The organism is Nocardiopsis gilva YIM 90087 (assembly GCF_002263495.1).
Classification (GTDB): domain Bacteria; phylum Actinomycetota; class Actinomycetes; order Streptosporangiales; family Streptosporangiaceae; genus Nocardiopsis_C; species Nocardiopsis_C gilva.
Map to the genome: position 1 here is coordinate 3,779,128 of NZ_CP022753.1, position 18,047 is coordinate 3,797,174.

Below are 18,047 nucleotides of genomic sequence, written 5' to 3' on the forward strand. Positions count from 1 at the left end.
ATCGCGGGATTGTTTTCACTGCTGGGAGATCATGAGATTCGCGTGTGGCCTCCCCTGAAGTTCCCAAGCTGAAAGCAGGTTTCGTTCATGGCATGTCGTATCAGTGAACTCGTGCTCGGTTGCCGCGACCCTGAGGTGCTGGCGAGGTTCTGGTGCGAGGTCCTGGACTTCGTAGTGCTCGATCGCCTTCTGAAGCTCGGTGCGCGCCCGGCCGACATCGGCCAGACAGGGCAGGAGCAGTGGCATGTCCTGGCCGACCCCGAAGGAAATGAGTTCTGCCTGCTCAAGGCCCGCCTCAACCCACTCTGACGCTTATCGGTCACGCCTCGGCACCAGCTACCTAGGGTCTGCCTCGAAGTCCGGTGTGACCGGCGTGTCGTGATCGTGAAGTAAGCGAGATCTCCGGTCGAGGGTTCATCGACCAAGAAAAACCTGACACCGGAGACCTCGTGGCCACCCAAGCGGTGACGAGGCGGCTTGACCTGACTGATGAGCAGTGGGCGCGGCTGGAACCGCTGTTGCCTGTGCCCACGCGGTCGGGTCGGCCGTCGCCGTGGACGAAACGGCAGACCAACAACAACACCCCAAGAACTGCGGCCGCCGAGGCCGCCGCCCTCCCAGGTTCAGCCCGGACGACTACCGAGCACGGCACGCCGTCGAATGCGGAACCCACCGAACTCGACAGGGTCGGAGTCGCGCAGGGGTCCGGCGGAGTGCTCATACTTTCGGGGCTCCAGGGGCCGGCATGGGCACGGGCGGGGGAAGCACCGTGTCGGCATCGACCTTACGCACACCGCTATATTCCGACCGCCGTCGCGGGTGCGCTCGGCGTCCCCGTCAGGCTCCGCCAGGCCGGATAAGGACGCGTCAGGGCTGTATCAGTCCGTCTCAGGCCATTGGTCGGCGCTGCCAATAGCAGAAGAGACGGCGACGAAACCGACCGCGGTCTTCGTGCCGAGCCCCCGGCCGACGTGTTCCTCCGTGCGACCGGGGGCTCAACGCATGGAGATCGGCCGCATCACGCCGGTCGGGGTCTCCTCTTCCCGACCGGCGCGGCGAGATCCAGGCCTACCGATGCCTCCGAGGTCTCCGCTGCCTCCGCCACGGGTTACGGCGTGTGCCTAACCCGATATTCGATCGCCCGGAAAGAATCCGTCATTCCTTCCGAACTTGCCAGGATCCTACTTTCTCTGATCAACACTCTCAAAATCCCCTGAGCATGCCAGGACAAAGAAAGACGTCGCAAAACACGTCCGAACGTTCCTGAACACCCCTGAACATAGACGACAAATGCGCGTACACAGCCACCTCCACGCACACGAAGAACCGCATGCGACGCATGGGGGGAACTGTCCGACAATCGACGTCAAAAGGGGCTCGACGCCCGGGGGAGTTGCTGTACATTCGCCTCACGGCCAACCGCCCGCGCTCGTGGCACGCCGTCTCCTCCCGTCTTCACTGGCGCGCCGCATTGTTTCCCGCATCCCCAGAGCGCTGTCGGTCCGATCCAGGCCGGTCCAGTGCCCCGGGAACAATCGGGGCCACCCCGAGAAGTGAAGGAAGTTCCATGCTTCTGAGAATCAGTCGCAGCCGCCCCCATGCCCACCGTCCCCTGATTCTGTTCGTCGTGGTGTTGATCGCCTGCGGGCTGCTGATCGGCGGCGACAGCATCGCCACCGCCCTGCTGGTCAGCCTCGGCGCGCTCGCGATCGTCGCCGACCTCACCCCACGCCTGACGCCACGCTCGAACGGGGTGGGGGGAGTCGCATGAGTTTCCGCGATCTCCTGGAACCGACCGGCCCCCAGCGGACCTCGCGCTCGCAACGTCCCTCCACCGTCTACCAGATCGCCCCCGATGCCTATCCGTGCCGCGTTCGCCGCGCCGCCGACGGGACACTGATGGGTGAGGTTCCGGTCGTGCCGGTCGCTCACGATGACCGGGATCCCCGTAATCAGCGTGACCAACGAGAAGCCCGGGATCAGCGGGTCCGGCGACAGCAATTTCGTACCGGCGCACCGCGCGTCGCCGGGGAGGACGGCGACGATCCTCCAGAGCCCTCAGTTCGGAGGCAGCGAGCCATCGCCGTGCGCGACGTGGAGGGATTCGACCTGCGTCCCGACCCCCTGCAGACAAGCACACCATCGGAATTCGTCGAAGCGATGCGGCGCTACCGCCGCTGGGCCGGCAACCCGTCCTACCGAACCATGGCGACGAACTGCGGCTACACGTGCTCGGCCGCGGCCTTCCATGCCGCCCTGAAGAGCGAGGGGTTGCCGAAGTTCACCCAGCTCAATGCCTTCGTCATCGCCTGCGGCGGGGACGAGGCCGAATTCCAGCGATGGGCGACGGCCTGGCGCAAGCTCGACCAGAGCCGCCAGGGAGCCACCCGAGCGCCCATCGTTGTGCTCTCCCAGTCCCTCGCTAGTAGCGGCAACGACAGCACGGACGACGGCACCGCTGACGACGACAAAGGGACGGAAGACGACGAAGAGTAGCCGTAGCGCCCGCGCCCAGCGCGGCCGATGATGTCTCTCGGCCGTGTGGCCCCGCAGGGAGACCTGGGGGCCACACGGCCGAAGCAGTCGCCATGCTCGACGCCCGCCGCCGTTCTGTCGGCGGGGAGTGCCACGATGTGCCCCACCTCACGAAAGAGGGAAGGGGGACAGGTGGGGCGCGCTGATTTCGGAGCGCCGCAACGTTCTCCCGTGCCCTCTCCCCCAACACGAGGAACAGGAAGAGGAGCGAGTCCCGTGCGCATCGTGATCATCGAGTTCATGAGTTTGGACGGCGTCGTGCAGGCCCCGGGAGGAGCCAAGGAGGACACCGACGGTGGCTTCGCCCATGGCGGCTGGACTGCGCCGTTCTTCGATCCGGAGGTGGTGGGCGGCGCCTTCGACGACGCTCTGTCCAAGGCCGAGGCGCTGCTGTTCGGGCGCCGCACCTGGCAGACGATGGCGGCGGCGTGGCCCGGGCGGACCGACGACCCGTTCGCCGACCGGATGAACGCCATCCCGAAGTACGTCGTGACCGGGACGCTGGGCGATGACGACCTGACGTGGAACAGCACCACGCGCATCCCCGGCGGCGAAGCCGTCGCCCGCCTCCGGGACCTGCGTGAAGAGAGCGGTGGCGACCTGTTGGTCATGGGGAGCTCCACGCCCGCACGCACCCTCCTGCGCGAGGGTCTGGTCGACGAGCTCCGGCTCATCATCATGCCGGTGCTCCTCGGCGGCGGAAAGTCGATCTTCCCGGACGACGGCGCCAAGCGCCCGCTGGAGCTGGTCTCCAGCGTCAACAGCGGCACGGGGGTGCACGTCTGCACCTACCGGCCGGTCGCCGAAGGATGAGGCTGAGCACGGCAGCGGCGGAGACGAAAGTTACGCCCGTGCTCCCCCACCCCTCTCGGGCAGGCCTGTCCGGTCCTCACAGGTCCACTCCAAGTACGGAGGTCTTGCGGTCACCGCGCTGCTTGGGCATGGATCGGGCATCGGCTCGAAGCCCTTGGGCGGTGATGTCAAAGGTCTGCCCGTCGGCGGGGAAGATGATGTTCGGGCGTGCGGAGTGCGTGACGTCATCGCCGCGGTGCGTGGCGATGAGGTGCAGGTCCGGCCATTGGTCCGCTACCCCTTCCACATCGTCGAGGCCCATATGGCCTACCCGGCCCGTCGGGAATGAGGTGTCGAGCAGCAGCACCGAGGTGTCGGCGGCGAGCTCGTCGACGGAGGGGCAGCGGACGGTGTCGCCGGTGTAGCCCAGTCGGGCGCCTGCCGGGTCGGTGATGTGGTAGCCCAGCGCCGGGACCGTGTGCTGCATGGGGAGGGCGCGGATGGTGTAGCCGCCTTCGGAGCACTCGCCGCCGTCGGCGGGGTCGAACTCGACGTAGCGGGGGCGGACCTTGTCCTCCATCTCGTCCCACGAGCCGGGGTAACTGAGTTCGAAGAGCTGGTCAACCCGGTCGGCGAAGCCGGCGGGGCCGATCAGGACCAGGTCGCGGTCCCGGGTTTGCTGCAGTCCCTGCTCCAGAAGCAGGAAGATGATGTCGAAGAAGTGATCGGCGTGGAAGTGCGTGATGAGGCAGAAGTCGACGGAGCATGGGTCGAGCCCCGCTCGACGCATCGCCTTCATGGATCCGTTCGGCGTGTCGATGAGGAGCTTGTCGTCGACGAGTGCTGAGGCGCTCATGCGGGCGGTCAGAATCGATCCGGTCCCGATGAGTTGCAGCTTCATTGTTCAGATCCTTCCTTCGCGGGGATGACCACAGGCAATACATCACAGTACGGACCGGGACCACTACGCCAGCTTTCTGCGGGATCGGCATTTCCTCAAAACTTCCCAAAAAGGGACTGAGCCCTTCTGCACGCCCTCACGGGCGCAGCATTCCCACGAGAGGCGTCTTGGTTGCGGCCGCCACGTCGGAGATGCGATCGAACTGCCAGGCATGGCCGGTTCCCGGAGGAGCGGGTGGATGAATGTGCGTGGGCGGAAGTCCGATCGAATAGCCGATCTCACTACCGTCCAGCTCCGCTTCGTCGAGCAGTTCAGCGTCTTATGGATGGATATTTACCAGGCACGAGAGACGACCGAGAAAACCCGGAAATATCCCTCAAAGTGACATCGTAGTGAACAAAGATCTATTCGTTGCATGGGTGATGTCGGCCTCGTGTAGGGCGTGGACGACAAGGGTCTCCGTTCGGTTCGACCCGCCGCCTTGTCGCCCTCTACACGGCCAGGCGCGCGGAGGCCGTGCTCGTCGTCACTGCCGATGGTTGGAACGCCCGCCATGCCTCCGCCAGGCGGCGGACGGCCTCGCTCAGCTCCTCGGGTGGCGCCGCGAAATGGAGGCGTACGTGGTCGCGGCTGCCACCCGACGCGTCGAGGCCGACACCCGGCAGAACCGCCACGCGGTGGCGGAGGGCCACCTGGGCGAAGGCACCGCCGTCGGCATGCGGTAGGCGCACCCACAGTGTCTGCCCGCCCGGGACGGGGGGAGCGTCCCAGTCCGGAAGGTGGCGAGCCAGCTCCGCGCGTAGATGGTCGTGGCATGCCTCCCGTTCAGCGGCCCGGCGGCGCCGCAATGGCTCAAGGCGCGGCAGTAGGTCAGCGGCGGCCAGCTGCGCGAGGACATTGCCGCCGAGGTCGTGCACCGCCCGCAGCCGCGCGAGTCGGGTGACGAGAGCGACGGGGGCGCGTACCCACCCGACACGCAGGCCGCCCCAGACGATCTTGCTCAGCGAGCCGACCGATACCACGGCGTCGCTGTAGGCGGCGACCGGCGGCGGAGGCTCTTCTTCTGGGAATCCCAGGTCGGTCAGCACCTCGTCGTCGATCAGGGGCACGTCGGCCGCGCCCGCGACCTCGGCCAGGCGGCGTCGCGCCAGCGCCGGTAGCACCGCTCCGGTGGGGTTATGGAAGGTCGGCACCACGTACGCGAGCGATGGCCGGTGCTCGCGCACCGCCGCCTCGATGCCCTCCAGCCCGACGGGCAGCGCGCGCAGGACCGCGCCTTCCTCGCGGAACGCCTCCACGGCACCGGGGTAGGTGGGGGCTTCCACCAGCGCAAGGTCGCCCGGCCGGAGGAGGGCGCGGGCGAGTAGGGACAGTGCCTGCTGGGCGCCGGTGGTGACCAGGATCTGCTCTGGTCGAGTGGGGACACCGCGCCGCTCGTAGTCGTCGGCGATCGCACGGCGCAGTCCGGGGTGGCCCTGCGGGTGGTACCCGATGTCGCCGGTCGTCTTCGCAAGCTCGGGCAGGACCCGCGCATAGGCCTCGGCCAGTTCCGGGGGAACGGCGTCCGGCGCGGCGCAGCCGAGCAGGATCACGTCGTCGCGTGGCTCCAGCAGGTGGAGGAAGACCGGAGCGTCGGTGGTGTGGTCCGGCGGCGCCGCGGTCGTCGGCTCCCCGGCCACGCGGGTGCCGCTCCCCTGCCGCCGAACGATTCGGCCTTCGGTGCGCAGGAGGTCGTAGGTGGCGACAACGGTGGAGCGCCCGACCGCCAGCGACGAGGCAAGTGTGCGATCCGGCGGCAACAGCGTGCCCGGCGGAAGTTCACCGGTGTCGATCAGCTGGCGCAGCCGCGCGGCGAGCAACAGGTACAGCGGCCCGCGCCCCGACGACCAGCGGCCGAGGCGCTCGGCCAGGTCGATTGGTTTCATAGCCAGACCAATTATGCACCGATTGGCTCTGGGAACGGCTCCCGCCCCGCATCCACGATGGTCGTCGTCAGGTCGACGGTCACCGTCGACGGCCAACGACGCAAGGAGCGCAACATGGCTACACCGAGCCGACAGACGCAGCACCCGGAAGCGGGCGGGCCCGTCTCGATCACGGAGGTCGTCGCCGCCCTGCCCGGTCCCTGGCAGCCGCAGGAACTCGCTCTGGTCAACGACTCCGTGGTGCGCATCGCCCGCTTGGAGGGCGAGTTCCCCTGGCACCACCACGACGAAGACGAACTCTTCCTCTGCTGGGACGGGACGTTCCGCCTCGACCTGGAAGGGCGGGAGCCGGTGGTCCTCACCCGTGGCGGCATCTTCGTCGTGCCACGGGGCCTGCGGCACCGCCCTGTCGCCGAACGACCCGCGCACGCCCTCATGGTGGAGCGGCCCGAGACCAAGCAGTACGGAAACTAGGTCCGTCGTGGGACGCGTTCCGCCCGCCCAATGATCGTGGCCTGGGCAGGGCCGTGACAGGAGGACCGGCACGCCCGGCCCAGCGCACCCCGCATCGCTGCCGGCTCTTCCGCACCCCTGCACCACACGGCGCGGCAGAGATTCCCACGGGACAGGTCGGGCTGCCACCCCCATGGCGCTGAGGTGTGCGCAGGACGGCCGGTGCAGTCGGCAGCAACCGGCAGCGGATTCCGGCCCTGTCAGTCAGGTAGCGGGATGACAGTTTCAACCAATCCCACACACCTAGAGCGACATGTTTAATACACTGTGTAATCACGATCGCTCTGACCTACGGCGACTGCGGGAGATCCTCGAAAGGAGCCGCTTGAACCTGCTCGATTCCTTGACGCTCCGCGTCCATGATCTCCACAAGTCCTATGGCGACCACCATGTGCTCCGCGGAATCCACATGGACCTTCCGCCGGGCTGCCTGGGTGGCGTGGTCGGCGAGAACGGCTCCGGCAAGTCGACGCTCCTCCAGATACTCGCCGGGCAGCTTTCCCCCGATCGTGGCACCGTATCCTACCCCGGAGGGCTCGGCTACTGCCCCCAGCACACGGTCCTCAACCCGACGTTCACCGTCGACCAGCACCTCAGATTCTTCCAGGTCGCCTATGACCTCCCCGACCTGCGGCGCGGGTGGGAGCTGCTAGAGATTCTCTCCTTCACCGAATACCGCCACCATCGGATCGGTGCCCTGAGCGAAGGCACGCAGCAGAAGCTCAATCTCGCCCTCGCCCTCATGCACGATCCGCCACTGCTCCTCCTGGACGAGCCGTACCAGGGCTTCGATTGGAAGACCTATGAACGCTTCTGGGAGCTGGCAGCCGAACTGCGCGACCGTGGCCGCTCCGTTCTGGTGATCTCCCACATCGCCTTCGACATCGCCCGGTTCGATCGCCTCTGGCACTTGGACGGCGGGCGACTGACGCCCACGTCTGCCGACGCTGTGAAGGACGGGTAACCATGCAGCGCGCCTGGATCCGCTACCGCACCGCCACCGGGTTCGCGCTTACTGAGCACGTGCGCAACCGACTGGCGCTGGTCATGGTGGTGGTGTTCGTGCCGATCTGGATGTACGTGGTGTACGGGGTCTACGCCGACGACCAGGTACGCATCTTCCTGCGCGCGTCCAACGACCATGTCACCGCACACGGCAACTTCATCGGCACGGTCTCCGGGGCCATCAATGCCGTCACGGTGATCGTGGGCTTCATGATGTTCATCGTCACCTTCCGATCGGCCTGGTTCGACCAACGCCTGGTCATGGCCGGCTACCCCTTCCCCCACCTCCTCGCCGCCAAGTTCACCGCACTGGTGGCCGCCGCCGCGTCCGTATCCGTCTACTCGGCGGCCGTGATCTTCGTGTTCTGGGTCCCCGAGCAGCCGATACTGATGTGGGCGCCGCTGTTCGGGGCCGCGCTGGCCTACGGGGGGCTGGGGGTCGCCCTCGGCGTACTGCTTCGCGGAGAGCTGGAGGGGATGTTCTTCATCATCATGCTCAGCATCATCGACGTCGGGCTCCAGAACCCCATCAGCAACCCGACCGGCGAGAGCGACATCGTCCAGTACTTCCCCTCCTACGGGGCCATGCAGAGCGCCCTGTCCGCGGGATTCCTCGACACCGTCCCCACACTCCACCTGCTCCTGGGACCCGCGTGGTTCCTGGGCGCCATCGCCGCGGCCGGGGTTGTCCTGCGCCTCCGCACCCGCGACCGCAGGATGTCCCTGCTCCCCGTCTCCTGAACAAGCCCAGATCAGCATTCTCAAGCAGTCGAGGCGGCCCACCTGGCCGCGCGCCCGCCGAACCCTGAGGCCCCGGAACGCGCGGACCACGGACGGACGGTGTCCTACCCCGTCCGCTGTTCCGCACTGTCGCGCAGGACATGAGTCGGCAGTCGGCCCTCCAGAAGCAGGAGTCCAGCGATGGTCACAGCGTTCGCCAGCCCCAGCGCGAGCCAGGGCGCCGCATGGTCGACCTCGAAGAGGGCACCGAAGAACGCCGGGGCGGCGATCGAGGCGATCGAGGCGATCGTGAAGGAGTACTGGAAGACGGCGAGGTAGCGGCCGCGCGCCTGGACCGGGGCCATACTCGCGGCCAGCCCGTTGGATACCGGCGCGTGCGTCAGCTCCGCCGCCGTGAAGAGCAGGGTCGCGAGCAGCAGGACCGGGATCACCCATCCCAGCTGCCCGGGCACGAGGGTGGCCATGAGCGCACACCAACCGGACCACAGCACCGCCGCCCCGACGAGACTCCGGGTCCGGCGTCGCCCCGCCAGGCGGCGCGCGACCGGCGCGGAGAGGACAGCGATAAGGATGGCGTTACCCGCGAGGATCGACGCCGTCAGCCATGACGGCCCCTCGATTCCACTCAGCACCACGGTGGGGAGGGCGAGGCCGAGCATCAGGCTCGACAGCGCGTAGACGGTGTTGAGGGCGACCAGCCCGAGGAAGGGGCGGTCGCGCACCAGCGCCGCGTACCCGGGGCCGGGTGCGGTCGATGGCCGGCGCCGGGGCTGACCGGTGCGGACGAACGCGGCGATCAACACGGCCGCGAGGGCGAAGCAGACGGCCGCGCCATAGGCGACGGCGCGGTAGGCGGCCTCGCGCCCGTCGGCGACGACCACTCCGGTCAGCAGGCCGCCCGCCGCGAGCCCGGCGGTTCGTGCCCCGTTGCTGATCGCGTACCAAGTGTCCGTGCCGCGCTGCGAGGTGCTGTTGTCGGCGTAGTCCGCGACCGCGGTGAAGATGGCCGACCAGAAGAAGCGGACGCCGAGCGCCACCAGGCTCGCGGCGAGGAAGATCCCAACGGGCCCGCTCACCCACGCGTAGGCGAAGAATCCCACCGCCTGCATCACTTGGGCCGCGACGACAACGGGGAGGGCACCGAACCGATCAGCCATGGCGCCGGCCCAGACGGGGATCGGGAGGGTGATGAGGTTCGCGACACTGAGCAGCACGCCGAGAAGCGCCAGCGGGACTGGAGTGAGCTCGGTGAAGTAGACCAGCGACAACGGCAGGAACAGCCCCTGGCCGAGCGAGTCGATCGCGAGAGCGGCGACCAGCACACCGCCGCCCCGGCTCGCTCCACCGGTACCGCTACTCACAGGCATACGCTCCCCCAGATCGTCCGACGGGCGGCAGTGGAAGGCCGGGCCACGTCAGCCGCACGCTGTTCCGCTGGGCGCGTCGACGTCGTGGTGCGTGTTTCTCCCGCTCGCGGCGATATCCCGCGTGGTCAGAGCCGTGGCGATCGGGGTCCCCGTGCGTTCGGCCGCCACCAGGCGCTCCTTGACCTGCCGCAATGTGCGCGGCCGCCAGCCGGGACCGTCGCAGCACCTGGAGTGGAAGGTCACCCCTGCCCGCAGGAGGGCCGACAGCACGCGCCATCCAGCGTCGTCCCCGCTCTTGGGGACCTCCAGGTCGTTGCCAGCGTCGATCAACCGACCTCTGCAGTTCGGGCACGAAAGAACCGGCTCCGTCACTGCGTCACGCGGGGGCCGTTTGAACGCGACACAGCAGGCCAAGCAGACGAAATGACGCCCTGGGGCGGTGGAGCGTTCGCACATGCGGAACAGTATCGCCGCACTCGATACGCGCGTGCCAACGGGTTTCCCGCCGCTTGCTACTCGGTGATCACGGCGTATGCCGGCGTCGTACAGAACCTCGTCTAGGCCCGGACCCCTTGAGGAACCGAGCCACGTCGCGCCGCCCCCAGGGGTTTCGATCCTGATCGAAATGCCTTGCGCCGTGCGCCTGCGGGGCCACACCGTGGGTCGACGACGGCATCCGGTAGATAGGGGGCGTGTGCCATGTATTGGACGCAATCGGTCGCTCGGGCGGCCGTAGTTGTGCTCATCGCAGCGGGTAGTGGTGCGGTCGCCGCTGGGGCCGCTGCGCACGATGACGACGGCGGGCCTGGTGGTGGGGGCCGCATCGCGCCCGCTGACGACGACTGGAGTTAATCGCGCTCGGGGTGGTGCCGTCGGTACGGGCAGACGTACGTCAGGTGATCTTGGCGTAGGCCGTGGGCACCTCAACCTGGCAGGTTCCGCCCCAGTGCAGGGTGGTGGTCCCCCAGAGGGACGTGACGACTTCTCCACGCCCGACCGAGCGGCTGTACTCGGAGTGGTAGGCGGGCGAGGGAATCCCCTTCGTGTTGTCCCAGAAGCTGTCACTGACCTCGGTGTCGGCGTTGGTCCACCGGATCGTCAGTTCGTGCGAGATGACCACTCCCGCGATGGAGCCATATCCGTACTCCCAACGCGCTCGGCCGTAGCCCTCGTTGTAGATCGAGATATGGCTGTAGCCACACACACCCCACCGAACATCCTGAGGCGCGGAATCGCCTCCCTCAGCGGCCTTCTCGCAGTAGCCCTTGTCAACGGCGTAGTCAAAGGCGTCATCATTCAGTCCGGCACAGTCGAGCAGCATCGCCGCTCGGACCGTGGCGTCCGGTTCCCTGTCTGTTTCCGCAACCGCCGGAGGTGTCGGCAGCATCGCGGCAAAGGCGCCGAACATTGCGAGACCTGCAAGAACATTGCGCAGCACGCGGTTTCACCCGTCCCTTCGCGTCGCGTTAGAAACAGCACGAAGGACGGTAGTTGTGCACGCTCTGTGATCGCCAGCGAGATAAATGTCCCGGATGCGCTACTTCCTCATCACCGTTATCACCCGTTAAGACTGATCACCTTTCCGTCAGCAGGGCGATGAAGGGCCCCTCCGCGGATCAGTTTGCCCTTCATGCGGCGGCGACATAAGCTCCGCAGGATCTGCGACCGTTGTAAGGGCGACAATGCGTTTGAACGTCACTGGCCCCTTTCCCGCCTTTCCCTGGCCTCCTTACGAGATCCGCTTCCCTACCGCCACCGACTGGACCCGATTCGTCGACCCCGAAACCGCGGACGCAGACCTGCTTCCTCTCCCGGTCATCCCTCGGCCCACGGGAAACCCCGAGGCTGCCCGACAATGGCGGGAGTGGCAGGACGCGCTGCTGTCCGGGCAGTGTCCGACGGCACGCCCCCGCATGTTCATTCCGCCAGACTCCCACGACGCCGCCAGCCAGCCACCGCCCGATTTCCACCAGCTCGCGCGTTGGCCCGAGCTGCGCCAGCACTGCCGCGCTTCATGGGGGTCCTTCCAGCGCTGGCGGATCGCTTTCTTCCACCGGTTGGTAGAGCTCCACGCCAATATGCCCCACTCGCAGATGGTCGAGAGCGTGCGCTCGATGGCCCCCGGGCAGTCTGCCGTCATCAACATCATCGGGCTGGCCGAACCGACCGTCCTCCGCGAACAGCCCGGCGACGCGACGATCACCCTCGGATTCTTCGGCTCGCGTCACTACCTGCCCTGGCTGAGCGCGTTCGCTGCCACCGCTCCCCAACGCGAAAGCCCGCCCGACTGGTTCACCCCACCGCCGCCCCCTCCACTTCCTGGCGGCGGCCGCGCGCCCACGGAGATCGGGACTCCCAGGGTGACCGTTGGGAGCAGTACGTACGCCGACTGGTTCGCCTTCACGTGCCCCGACATCGCAGCTTCCGACCTGATCGAATCCCCGCTGGGGTGCCCCGAGTCCGACGAGCGCCTGGCTCGTCAGTGGCACAGCTGGTGGGAGCAGGCGCGAACCGTCCCGGAGGGGCGGCAAGGGCTGGACGAGCTGCTCATGGGCTTCGCCGAGGCCCACCCCGATTTCAACCCGATGACGCCGTGGCCAGAGCTACGCGCCTACTGCCGCGCGGCCTGGCCGACATTCCGCGACTGGCATCCCCGTACTCGGCGCCACGTGGAGGAGGCGGCGCGCCAGGCCACGCGCAGGATCACCGACCTGCACGCCCTCCACCCCGGCTGGAGCAAGGTCGCGCCCCGCCGCGACGTCATCGACGTGGTTCCCGTGAGCAGCGCGCGGGTCGTGGCACAGGAACCCGGCCATGCCGTGATCACAGCGGGGCTGGTCGGCTCGGCGGACTTCGCCGACTGGGTGCTGGACTTCACCGCCGACCCTGCTGGCTAGTCCGTGGCCTCTGCCGAGGTCAGCGGCGGCTGTAGCGCAGGCCCACGGCGCCCGTGGCGAACACTGTTGTCCCGGCGAGCTGCCACGTCGAGGCTGGGATGTCCTCGGAGAACAGGCGCAGGCCGCCACCGAGTACGGAGGGCAGCAGGTTCACGCGAAGTTCGTCGACCAGGTCGGCGCGCAGCAGCGCCTGGATGATGCTGGCGCTGTTGAGGACGAGGATGTCCCGCCCCGGTGTGCTTTTGAGTGCGGCGACCTCCGCTTCGAGATCACCCGCGGCGATGCGCGCGTTACGCCAGCTCGCGCTGGACAAGGTGCGCGAGAAGACGACCTTCTCAACGTCGTCGAGCCACACGGCGAGGTCGCGATCGCGCGCGGGGCTCTCGGGGTTCTTCGCCACCGTCGGCCAGAACTGGGAAAAGCCCTGGTAGTTCCTCCGGCCCAGCAGCACCGTGCTCGCACCGCGCCAGACGCCCTCGAAACTCTCCATCATCTCGATGGCGTGCTCGACGAGCCAGTCCATGGCGCCGTCGGGCCCAGCGGTGAACCCATCCATGGACACGTGCACCCAGGCGACCAGCTTGCGCTGCGCCCCCGAATCGACGTTCTCCGAGCCTGTCATGGCAGAGGTCTCCGTTCGTCTCATGGTGGCGGTCGCAAGCCCGCGAAGGTGACCTTGACGAGACGGTGGGCTGCCGCCTCGGAGTGCAGGCCGCGGGCCGCCATGAGGGCGTTAACGCAGTAGCTCGCGAGTTCGTCGGGGGCGACGTCGTCTCGGAGGTCTCCGTCGCGTGCCCCTTCGGCCAGCAGGTCGCGGATCATGTTGTGGAGCCGTTGATGTGCCACGGTGGCCTGCTCGCCCTGGTGGAGGAAGGCCGAGAGCTCGGCCCCGTGGCCGCCCTGTTCTCCATGGCCTGCGTGGTCCCCGTGGCCTTTATGGTGACCGTGATTCCCATGGGGTCGGTGGGCCAGGATGACGGCGAAGGCCTCCAGCACGGCTTCGAGCCGCTCCCCCGCCGTGCCGCCGGTCTCCTCGCGGACCTTGGTGAGGTATTCGAGGTGGCCGGTCACCTTGCGCTCGTGCCAGGCGAGCAGGATCGATTCGACGTCCGGGAAGTACTTGTAGAGGGTCGCCCGCCCGATGCCGGTCTCCTTGGCGATCCGCGACATCGTGACCGACGTCAGCCCGTGCTCGGCGACCAGCTTCGCCGTGGCGTCCAGGGTGGCCTCTCGCACCGCGCGGCGGTGTTCCTCGATCGTCTCGTTCCACAGCTTCGGCACCGCCTCAGTCTAGGCAATGCCACCGACAAGACACTGTGAATCGACAGCGACACTTTGTATCGATAAAATGAGAGTGCCATGGCGACGGCCCGACGCCGACGATCATCCCCCCTCGACCTCAGGGAGCCCACCCATGACCGACCAGCAGCCGCGTCGCGCCGACGACGCCACCGGTACAGCACCAGATCAGCCCCCCATCACCGGCATGCCGCGCTGGGTGAAGGTGTTCGGCATCCTCGCAATCGCCGTGCTTGTGACCATCGCCATCGTTCACCTGGCCGGTGGCGGTATGGGGAACCACGGACACGGCGCAGGCGACGCGGCGTCCTCTGGCGCTGTCGCGGAGCAGCAGCAGAGCGCGCAGCGGTCGTGAGCGTGCCCATGACCATGCCGCCCCGGCTCCGCAAGGTCGCTCTTACCGCCCACGTCACCTCGTCCGTCGGCTGGCTCGGAGCGGTCGCCACCTTCCTCGCCTTGGCCGTCGCCGGGCTGGCGGTCCAGGACACCCTGACCGCGCGGGCCGCCTACCTCGCGATGGAGCTCACCGCGTGGTTGGTCATCGTCCCGCTGAGTTTTGCCTCCCTACTGACGGGGCTCATCTCCTCGCTGGGCACCACGTGGGGCCTGTTCCGGCACTACTGGGTGCTGATCAAGCTCCTGCTGACCGCCGTCGCCACGGTCCTGCTTCTGGTGCATCTGCAACCGATCGGCTTCATGGCCGGAGTCGCGGAGGACACGACAGCGGCCCTGGCCAGCACCGACCACACCGCCGTGCGAACGCAGCTCGTGTTCGACGCCGGCGCCGCCCTGGTGGTCCTGCTCGTGGTCACATCGCTGGCTGTGTTCAAACCGCGCGGCTTGACACCCTACGGGCAGCGCAAGCAGAGCGCGCTGCGCGTGGGCACCGCCCGCGCCTCGCGGAACCTGGAGGTTCGTCGAACCGACACCGGGATCACGCGCCAGAGGTCATAGAGGCGAGGCCGCTCGCAGCTCTCAGAAGGAGCCATCGGGAAACAGCACGGCGCGGAACAGGCGACGGGCCGCGCGTGTGGCGGGTTGCCGCCAGGTGGGCGTGGCGTTGGCGAGCACGGCCACGGCCGCGTCGGCGGTCGGGCTGAATCCGACGAACGCCGTGAAGCCGCCGGTGCCACCGGTGTGCCACAGCAGGGTCTGCCCGCCGATCACGCGGTGGTTCCACACCAGGCTGATGCTGGTCCCGGCGGCACCGGCACGCCCCGCCATGAGACGGCGTGGGACGCGGGCCGCCCGCAAGGCGTCGGCGAGTGGCGGTTTGATCATCTCTGGGCGCAGGTGGGCACGCAGGTAGATCAACAGGTCGGCGGCGGTGGACCGAACGGCTCCCGCGCCGGCGAGGGCACCGAAGTGCCAGGGGCCGACCGGCCGACCACGGCGGTGGCCAGTGGCAGAGCGCGTCGCCGGGGCGATCGCGGGTGGCGCGCCGCTGTCGTCCATCCCGAGCGGGCCCATGATGCGCTCAGCGACCAGCTCGGGATAGCTGGTCCCGGCGGCGTCGGCCAGGAGTTGGCCCAGCAGGCCGACCCCGAACGTGGAGTAGTGCGGCGGAGGCGGCGTCGCGGGTGCGGGCCGCAGCCGGGCGGTGGCGCGGTGCAGGTCGTCGCGCGAGTAGCGGGCATACGGGTCGGCGAGCCATTGGGCGACCGCCCCCGGGAACAGGTTGCGCGGCAGTCGGGGCATCCCGGCCGTGTGGGTGGCCAAATCGAGCAGCGTGATCGGGCGCTCACCGCGGCGCGGCCGGGCGTCGGGCGGCAGGTAGGTGTCGATCGGGTCCTTGTAGTCGACGTCGCCGTTGGCGGCCATCTCGGCGAGCAGCAGGGCGGTGAAGGTCTTGGTGACCGAGCCCGTTTCGAAGGTCGTGTAGGGGTCGACCAGGTCCGGCAGCCCGCGCCGCTGGAAGCCGACGGCCCGCACCGCCTCCTGCGTCCCCCGGATCACGGCTGCCGTCGCAGCGGGCACGCGCGTCTCGGCGAGCAGGGGACGCATGTGGATGTCGAGCAGGGTGGAGAGGCTCTGAGTCTGGGCCGATGTCGTCACGCCGCACCTCCCGATGCCGCCGAGCTGGTACTGAGCGCACGCGACACCGTCATTGTCGCGGCAAGGACGGCGACGATCGTTGGGTGGTGATGGTTGCGGAACGCGCGCTGGGCGTCGCTCGATGGGCGGGTGACACCGTTCGGGAGCATGCCGTCGTCCTTCTGGGCCTGTGCCAGGTGGGCCCACACATGCGGGTAGAAGAGCGGGTGCCGCAGACAGGTACCGACGATGAGGAATTCACCGAGCAGGTCCCAGAACGAGGTCTCGTTGAAGACCTCCACCCAGACCGGTAGCCACTGGTGGAGGTAGTCCTCCAGCTCTCGCGGCAGTCCGTCGGGGTGGGCGCCCCAGTCGGTGAGGTGGAAGACGGTGTGGGTGACGCCGTAGGCGTTGTGGGCGTCCAGCATCCACGGTTCGGGGGTGCCGCCGAGCCAGGTGAGTGCGGTGAGGTCGGCGGGATCGTCGTAGAGGGGAATGCCGGTTCTTCGGGCCGCGGCGAGCATCGCTAACCGTCGGTTGGGCACATGTTCGGGCACGCGTGAGGCACGCAACCCTGCCAGATGGGCGGCCAGTTCTTCCAGTTCGGGGTGCTCGTAGCCGCCAGCCGCGAAGATGGAGTAGATCTCCAGCGGGTGGGTCGCGGCAGGGGTGTGCTGCTGCAGCCGGAAGAGGAGGTCGCCTTCGCGGAACTCGCGCCAGGCGAAGTCGAACAGGGAGTCGGCGATACCCGAACTACGCGGTCCGAAGACCGCCTCGCGCCGGACGAGGCCGGCGGCCAAGGCGAGCTCGCTCAGCGACTTCAGCGCGTCTCCGTCGATCTCGTGGTCGGGCACGTCCCGGGCCAGCGCGAAGCACGAGCGGACCTGGTCGAGCCAGTCCAGGGCACTGTCACCGACCCGGTGGGCGGATCCGATGCTTGCGGCATCCATCAGCGCTTCGGTTCCTTGAGGAGGTGGGCGATCGTCAGTTCCAGCGCCGTGCGGGGCTCGCCCGTGGCGAGCATCGCCATGTGCTCCAGCGCAGGAGTGAGCAGCGGTTCCGGCGCGGTGCTGTGGTCCAGGGCAAGCCAACGGGCCAGGCGCGCGGCGGTGAGGTGGTCGCGGCGCAGCATCGAGCGGACCATGCCCCGGCTGAGGTCGGCGCGCCGACGTCCGGCCTCGTTGCGGGTGGCGCCGACGAGTCCGGGCAGTGCGAGTGGGGACAGCCGCGCGTAGGCGACCGACCAGGCGGGCCAGCGCTCGTCGATGCTGGCCGCGATCCCCTCGCCCGAGTCGCTGTCGACGGCGGCGGCGGGCGACAATCCCTCCCATGTCGTGGCATCGACGGCGAAGCGGGCCAGCACGCGCCGCAGGGCCCAGTCACGGGCGGCCCAGACGAGGTCGGGGGTGGGCGAGACCGGCGGCGCGGGATAGGCCCGCGCCGCCTCGCGGACCACAGCGATGTCATCGTCCCCCGGGACCCGGTCGCACAGGACGTAGGGGGCGAGGATGTCGGCGCCGAGGACGCGGACCGCCCCCAGGCCCGTGCCGCTGTCATCGAGTTCGGCGACGCGCCGTTGCAGCGTGAAGGCGCGGCCAGGGGCCGCCAGGGCGCTGGCCGCGTCGGCGGCCAGGACCTGGGTGGCTTCCTCGACTCGGGCCGAGGGCGATGAGGTCAGCATGGGCGAATTGTCAGAACGCCCGGGCGCAGGCGAGGTTCTGGATCACGCCGCCGTGGGTGTCCTCGATCGGATCGTCGTTGGGGTTGGCCGACAGCAGAAGACTGAGATTGGCACTGAGATCCGCACGTGGTGCCGCGTACGGGGGAGCCTCGGCCGTTTCTCCAGCGTGTACGAGTGTCTGCACCGCCAGTTGGTCCTCAGCCTTCACCCCCGCGCCATGGAGTTGTGAGGACATGTGCGCTGCCATACCGATCCCCCCTGCGAATTGGAACGAATCTGATCGCACCAAGAATGACGGCTGCCGACAGGTTGCGACAAGCGCCCGCCATTCCCAATATCGCGTTCTGGCTGACGCCT

Annotated in this window: 21 protein-coding genes; 10 read left to right on the forward strand and 11 right to left on the reverse strand. The window is 68.2% G+C overall.

The window, feature by feature from the left end; translation table 11 throughout:
* Positions 1 to 87: 87 nt before the first annotated feature.
* The 4 genes from CDO52_RS17130 (at position 88) to CDO52_RS17150 (ending at position 3,348) form a co-directional block, all read left to right on the forward strand.
* A complete protein-coding gene (locus tag CDO52_RS17130) occupies positions 88 to 309 on the forward strand; it encodes a VOC family protein (RefSeq protein WP_026125654.1) in 222 nt (73 codons plus the stop codon).
* A gap of 1,258 nt (positions 310 to 1,567) precedes the next feature.
* Positions 1,568 to 1,771 carry a hypothetical protein gene (locus CDO52_RS17140; protein ID WP_017617946.1) on the forward strand — a complete coding sequence of 68 codons (204 nt, stop codon included), beginning with the start codon at positions 1,568 to 1,570 and terminating at the stop codon, positions 1,769 to 1,771.
* 314 nt (positions 1,772 to 2,085) lie between these two features.
* The gene (locus CDO52_RS17145; RefSeq protein ID WP_017617947.1) at positions 2,086 to 2,496 is read left to right on the forward strand and encodes a hypothetical protein; all 411 of its coding nucleotides are present in this window, start codon (positions 2,086 to 2,088) and stop codon (positions 2,494 to 2,496) included.
* 255 nt (positions 2,497 to 2,751) lie between these two features.
* Entirely contained in the window at positions 2,752 to 3,348 is a 597-nt protein-coding gene (locus tag CDO52_RS17150) for a dihydrofolate reductase family protein (protein WP_017617948.1), read from the forward strand.
* Positions 3,349 to 3,424: 76 nt separating this feature from the next.
* Here the strand turns inward: CDO52_RS17150 and CDO52_RS17155 are convergent, their stop codons facing one another.
* Both CDO52_RS17155 and CDO52_RS17160 read right to left on the reverse strand, forming a co-directional pair.
* Positions 3,425 to 4,228 (reverse strand): MBL fold metallo-hydrolase, encoded by an 804-nt coding sequence (locus tag CDO52_RS17155; RefSeq protein ID WP_017617949.1) that lies wholly within the window; start codon positions 4,226 to 4,228, stop codon positions 3,425 to 3,427.
* A 491-nt stretch (positions 4,229 to 4,719) separates the two neighbouring features.
* Positions 4,720 to 6,153 carry an aminotransferase-like domain-containing protein gene (locus CDO52_RS17160; RefSeq protein WP_017617950.1) on the reverse strand — a complete coding sequence of 478 codons (1,434 nt, stop codon included), beginning with the start codon at positions 6,151 to 6,153 and terminating at the stop codon, positions 4,720 to 4,722.
* Between the two features lie 114 nt (positions 6,154 to 6,267).
* Here CDO52_RS17160 and CDO52_RS17165 point away from each other — a divergent pair, with 114 nt between their 5' ends.
* From CDO52_RS17165 to CDO52_RS17175, 3 genes are all read left to right on the forward strand, one after another.
* The gene (locus CDO52_RS17165) at positions 6,268 to 6,627 is read left to right on the forward strand and encodes a cupin domain-containing protein (RefSeq protein ID WP_051060688.1); all 360 of its coding nucleotides are present in this window, start codon (positions 6,268 to 6,270) and stop codon (positions 6,625 to 6,627) included.
* A gap of 364 nt (positions 6,628 to 6,991) precedes the next feature.
* The gene (locus CDO52_RS17170) at positions 6,992 to 7,630 is read left to right on the forward strand and encodes an ABC transporter ATP-binding protein (RefSeq protein WP_017617952.1); all 639 of its coding nucleotides are present in this window, start codon (positions 6,992 to 6,994) and stop codon (positions 7,628 to 7,630) included.
* A gap of 2 nt (positions 7,631 to 7,632) precedes the next feature.
* Entirely contained in the window at positions 7,633 to 8,412 is a 780-nt protein-coding gene (locus CDO52_RS17175) for a hypothetical protein (RefSeq protein ID WP_017617953.1), read from the forward strand.
* Between the two features lie 104 nt (positions 8,413 to 8,516).
* Here the strand turns inward: CDO52_RS17175 and CDO52_RS17180 are convergent, their stop codons facing one another.
* The 3 genes from CDO52_RS17180 to CDO52_RS17190 form a co-directional block, all read right to left on the reverse strand.
* On the reverse strand, positions 8,517 to 9,773 hold the full coding sequence (locus CDO52_RS17180; protein ID WP_157745625.1) for an MFS transporter: 1,257 nt from the start codon (positions 9,771 to 9,773) through the stop codon (positions 8,517 to 8,519).
* A gap of 54 nt (positions 9,774 to 9,827) precedes the next feature.
* Positions 9,828 to 10,109, reverse strand: a complete 282-nt coding sequence (locus CDO52_RS28825) for a hypothetical protein (RefSeq protein WP_017617955.1) — start codon at positions 10,107 to 10,109, stop codon at positions 9,828 to 9,830.
* A gap of 562 nt (positions 10,110 to 10,671) precedes the next feature.
* Entirely contained in the window at positions 10,672 to 11,217 is a 546-nt protein-coding gene (locus CDO52_RS17190) for a hypothetical protein (RefSeq protein ID WP_152471559.1), read from the reverse strand.
* A 475-nt stretch (positions 11,218 to 11,692) separates the two neighbouring features.
* On the opposite strand from CDO52_RS17190, the gene CDO52_RS17195 reads away from it, so the two are divergent.
* On the forward strand, positions 11,693 to 12,676 hold the full coding sequence (locus CDO52_RS17195; protein WP_152471560.1) for a hypothetical protein: 984 nt from the start codon (positions 11,693 to 11,695) through the stop codon (positions 12,674 to 12,676).
* A gap of 19 nt (positions 12,677 to 12,695) precedes the next feature.
* Here the strand turns inward: CDO52_RS17195 and CDO52_RS17200 are convergent, their stop codons facing one another.
* Both CDO52_RS17200 and CDO52_RS17205 read right to left on the reverse strand, forming a co-directional pair.
* On the reverse strand, positions 12,696 to 13,298 hold the full coding sequence (locus tag CDO52_RS17200; RefSeq protein WP_017617958.1) for a dihydrofolate reductase family protein: 603 nt from the start codon (positions 13,296 to 13,298) through the stop codon (positions 12,696 to 12,698).
* A gap of 20 nt (positions 13,299 to 13,318) precedes the next feature.
* Positions 13,319 to 13,957, reverse strand: coding sequence for a TetR/AcrR family transcriptional regulator (locus CDO52_RS17205; RefSeq protein WP_017617959.1), 639 nt, complete (start codon positions 13,955 to 13,957; stop codon positions 13,319 to 13,321).
* A 133-nt stretch (positions 13,958 to 14,090) separates the two neighbouring features.
* Between CDO52_RS17205 and CDO52_RS17210 the strand changes: the two genes are divergently transcribed.
* Together CDO52_RS17210 and CDO52_RS17215 are read left to right on the forward strand one after the other, a co-directional pair.
* Complete coding sequence (locus CDO52_RS17210; RefSeq protein ID WP_017617960.1) at positions 14,091 to 14,330, forward strand: hypothetical protein; 240 nt, start codon at positions 14,091 to 14,093, stop codon at positions 14,328 to 14,330.
* Between the two features lie 8 nt (positions 14,331 to 14,338).
* Positions 14,339 to 14,929, forward strand: a complete 591-nt coding sequence (locus CDO52_RS17215; protein WP_198345746.1) for a hypothetical protein — start codon at positions 14,339 to 14,341, stop codon at positions 14,927 to 14,929.
* Positions 14,930 to 14,950: 21 nt separating this feature from the next.
* Here the strand turns inward: CDO52_RS17215 and CDO52_RS17220 are convergent, their stop codons facing one another.
* The 4 genes from CDO52_RS17220 to CDO52_RS27660 are packed head-to-tail and all read right to left on the reverse strand — an operon-like array spanning position 14,951 to position 17,925.
* Complete coding sequence (locus CDO52_RS17220; protein ID WP_198345747.1) at positions 14,951 to 16,030, reverse strand: serine hydrolase domain-containing protein; 1,080 nt, start codon at positions 16,028 to 16,030, stop codon at positions 14,951 to 14,953.
* Positions 16,027 to 16,959, reverse strand: a complete 933-nt coding sequence (locus CDO52_RS17225; protein WP_017617963.1) for a DUF6895 family protein — start codon at positions 16,957 to 16,959, stop codon at positions 16,027 to 16,029. Before CDO52_RS17225 ends, CDO52_RS17220 begins: the two co-directional genes overlap by 4 nt.
* Positions 16,959 to 17,690 carry a hypothetical protein gene (locus CDO52_RS17230; protein ID WP_094932528.1) on the reverse strand — a complete coding sequence of 244 codons (732 nt, stop codon included), beginning with the start codon at positions 17,688 to 17,690 and terminating at the stop codon, positions 16,959 to 16,961. The genes CDO52_RS17225 and CDO52_RS17230 overlap by 1 nt, the downstream gene beginning before the upstream one ends.
* 10 nt (positions 17,691 to 17,700) lie before the next feature.
* Positions 17,701 to 17,925: a hypothetical protein gene (locus CDO52_RS27660; RefSeq protein ID WP_157745627.1), complete on the reverse strand. Its 225-nt coding sequence runs from the start codon at positions 17,923 to 17,925 to the stop codon at positions 17,701 to 17,703.
* Between the last annotated feature and the right edge of the window lie 122 nt (positions 17,926 to 18,047).